Annotated in this window: 4 protein-coding genes and 1 pseudogene; all 5 read right to left on the bottom strand. The window is 55.0% G+C overall.

Going from position 1 to position 2,964, the window contains the following annotated elements:
- Positions 1–1,071: pseudogene (locus HMPREF1992_RS11655) on the bottom strand (hypothetical protein); the annotation flags it as partial.
- Positions 1,072–1,256: 185 nt separating this feature from the next.
- Positions 1,257–1,571 (bottom strand): phage tail assembly chaperone G, encoded by a 315-nt coding sequence (gene gpG, locus HMPREF1992_RS00400; RefSeq protein ID WP_006696260.1) that lies wholly within the window; start codon positions 1,569–1,571, stop codon positions 1,257–1,259.
- An 11-nt stretch (positions 1,572–1,582) separates the two neighbouring features.
- Positions 1,583–2,182, bottom strand: a complete 600-nt coding sequence (locus tag HMPREF1992_RS00395) for a major tail protein (protein WP_006696261.1) — start codon at positions 2,180–2,182, stop codon at positions 1,583–1,585.
- A 1-nt stretch (position 2,183) separates the two neighbouring features.
- A complete protein-coding gene (locus HMPREF1992_RS00390; protein WP_006696262.1) occupies positions 2,184–2,546 on the bottom strand; it encodes a DUF3168 domain-containing protein in 363 nt (120 codons plus the stop codon).
- The gene (locus HMPREF1992_RS00385) at positions 2,543–2,941 is read right to left on the bottom strand and encodes an HK97 gp10 family phage protein (RefSeq protein WP_006696263.1); all 399 of its coding nucleotides are present in this window, start codon (positions 2,939–2,941) and stop codon (positions 2,543–2,545) included. The genes HMPREF1992_RS00390 and HMPREF1992_RS00385 overlap by 4 nt, the downstream gene beginning before the upstream one ends.
- Positions 2,942–2,964: the final 23 nt, after the last annotated feature.

Genomic DNA, 2,964 nt, shown 5'->3' with positions numbered 1-2,964 from the left:
CGCGAGTTTCAGCTGCCCCGCTTCCATCTCCATCGCACGCCATTTGAGATACGTCTCATGCGCCTGTTCCGGGTCAAGCAGCCCCGTGGTCTTGACCCGTGAGGAAATCGTCATGAGGTCTTCATACTGCTCGAGAATGGGGATGAACGCCGCACCACGCGCACCGAGGACTTCGGCGGTATACGCCTCCTCCATCCCTGCTTCGCTTGCGGTCTTATATCCCTTCGCGAGCTGTGCCAGCTGCTCATTGAGCGGCAGGAGATTTCCCTGCTGATCTTTGAGTGCAATGCCGAAGCGCGAGAGTGCGCGGACAGTATCGTTACCCGAATTTCCCGCAGCGGATACCTGCTTATCAAGACGAGCGATGAGAGGGATAATGCCCTTGATATCCGTATCCGCAAGCTGAAACACCCGATTGAGTGTCGCCGCCTCACCTGCGGACACATGAAGCCGCTGCGTCAGCTTATAGACGTTCTCGCCCGCAAGCATTGCGTCCTTGGTGATATTGAACAGTCCCGCGCCTGTCGCAGCGACTGCCATAACGGCAGCCATCTTTGTCGAAAGGACATTGAATCCGCTCGTTAGATTCTTGACACCCGCCTGTGCCGCCGTCATGCCCGCTGAGATACGTCCGCCGAGCGTGCCGGAGAGAACGGCACTTTCCTTGAGGCGGTTATTCAGCTTTCGCACCTCGGCTTCGGTCTGAGCGACCGTCCGTTGCTGACGTAACAGGTTACTTTCAGCACGCCGATAGGACGCACTATCCACGCCGTCATTCTTCTTGGCAGACTGCAAAACAGCAGCAAGAATCTGTTCTTTTTGCCGCTGAATATCCAACTCGCGGTTGATCGCCTGATGACGCACCTTGATCTTATCCAGTTCTGTCCCCACACCGTCGAGTTTCGCGAGGTCGGCATCCAGTTTCAGATGGATGTTGTTTGCCTTGCTGTTGAGGCGTGCGATGGAATCCGAGACAGTTTTCCCCGCTGTGTCAAAGTCTAGCTGCAGCTGTGCGATGTTGAGACCGATGTCGAGATAGAGTTCATCAATCTTCTGTCCGCGCTTTGCCACCCTATCCCCTCCCTACATCACGTCGTCAATATAGCGTTCACATTGCTGCTGTTCGCACAGTGCCGTTACCACAAGCTGATCGAGCAAAAAAGCGACCTCATGGGAATCAACCTCGTGCATCGTCCACCCGTAAGCGGACTGCAGCCGCTCGTAATAGCGCAGTAAATTCTGGTACGGAGAAAGAACTACGCCTCTTTCTCCGTCTCCCCGTTTGGGAGGTTCACCAGTTTTGAAAAGGTCAGCGACTGAATCCATCGGAAGAGTGCACGTGTGAGAGGCACTATGTCCGCAACGTCTACATTGTCCTCTACGGATTCCTTCGTAACTTCCTCCCGTCCGAATCCAAGGACAATCAGACGGACGTGCTCGTCCAGAAAATCTTCAAGGCTCAGACCTTTTTTGTCGGCATCAAAAAAGGCAAGGAACTCACGCCAGACCTTCATCTTCGGAGGGGTCGGCATGATCTCCCTGCCCGCAATATGCAGTATTGGTGTTTCCATTGTGACCTCCCTCAGACCTGCTCGTACCATTTTGTTCCAGTCTCTGCGGCAAAGCCCGCTGCCTCCTCGTCAGCCTTGGCGTAGGACAGCCCGTCGGAAATACGGTAGATCGCCTTTGCCGTCAGTGTCGGCGTATCGAACTGAATGCTCTCCTGCTTCGAGTTGCCGGACTCCGAGGGTTCGAGGAATTGGACTTTGTAGAATTTGGTGTATCTCTTCTTGCCGTTGCGCTTATCCGACTGAAAGAGGACGGCGAAGTACGGAGCGACATCGTCCTTGCCCGCCTTCATCACGCCATTCTCGATACTGTGTCCAAGGAGGTATGCGACATACTCAAGCGGCAATGCGGCGGTATCAAACGTCAGATCGTAGGATGCGGTATTCGACGCCGTATCCACGGACTGACCGTCGGCAAAAAGCTCCGCCTGATTCGTCTGCGGCTTGATGTCCACCTTGCGCAAGAGCTTCCCAAGCGGAATCGGAGCTTCGTAGGTCGCCGCTCCTCCTGCTACATCGGTGAGCATCTTGGCGATATGAAGTTTCTGGATGTTGATGAACTGCCCGCTCGTAAGATTTGCGGCAGGCTTTGCTGTTGGTGTTGGACTTGGCATATTACTCTCCCTCCACTACTGTTCTGTAATCTGTGATTTCCACGAATATATCTTTCTCAACGAACTCCTGCGTCTGCGCCCTTACAAAGCCGAGCGGCAGAAGCGCGTTCTGCACCGCTCGATGGATCTCTCCGAATCTCCCATCCTTCGTCAGAATATGAATGCGTATCGTCACGCGCCGCTCGAACTCCATACCATCTGCCGAGAGTGCGGGAACGTCGGAAATGACAGAGTAGACGAGAATCGGATACGTCCCCGCATTGGGACTGCGTCCGTGATAGATGCTCTTTTTCCCATGTGCAAGAAGCTGCGAGAGTTCCTTCGAGCGCACAAGTACCTGATACACCATCCGTGCCGTACTCATTTCCCTCTCCTCCGAATGGCAGATCGCACGGCATCCACGATGGCAGAACGGATCCCGTCCTTCTTGACATCGAGCGCGGGATAGAGAAATGGCTTGTTGATGCGTGGGCTGAACTCGACAAGCACACCATAGGGAACGCCATCTTGAGACTCCGCATCCGCCGCAATCCTCCAAACAGAGCCGTCCTTTCTGCGCAGTCGCTTGTGGATGGAGTCGCGCAGTGCGCCCTTCACCACGCGCTTATCTGTTCCCGTATAGACAGGACAGCGGTTCTTTGCCTCCGCGACCACATCGTCCGCTCCGTGTGCGAGGGCTTCCTTTGCCGCAGCCGTCGCCTCCGCGCCGAGTTCCGATAGAATCTTCTCGGCAGAGACGAAACCTCTATATCTAGCCATCTTCCACCAACTCCCTGCATTCC

Source organism: Selenomonas sp. oral taxon 892 str. F0426 (assembly GCF_000468035.1).
Classification (GTDB): domain Bacteria; phylum Bacillota; class Negativicutes; order Selenomonadales; family Selenomonadaceae; genus Centipeda.
Note: the sequence above shows the minus strand (reverse complement) of the source record. Positions and strands in the feature narration are given on the sequence as shown.

Coding starts and splice junctions, on each gene's coding strand:
- gpG (WP_006696260.1), bottom strand. CDS start 1,571: ATGGAAACACCAATACTGCATATTGCGGGCAGGGAGATCATGCCGACC.
- HMPREF1992_RS00395 (WP_006696261.1), bottom strand. CDS start 2,182: ATGCCAAGTCCAACACCAACAGCAAAGCCTGCCGCAAATCTTACGAGC.
- HMPREF1992_RS00390 (WP_006696262.1), bottom strand. CDS start 2,546: ATGAGTACGGCACGGATGGTGTATCAGGTACTTGTGCGCTCGAAGGAA.
- HMPREF1992_RS00385 (WP_006696263.1), bottom strand. CDS start 2,941: ATGGCTAGATATAGAGGTTTCGTCTCTGCCGAGAAGATTCTATCGGAA.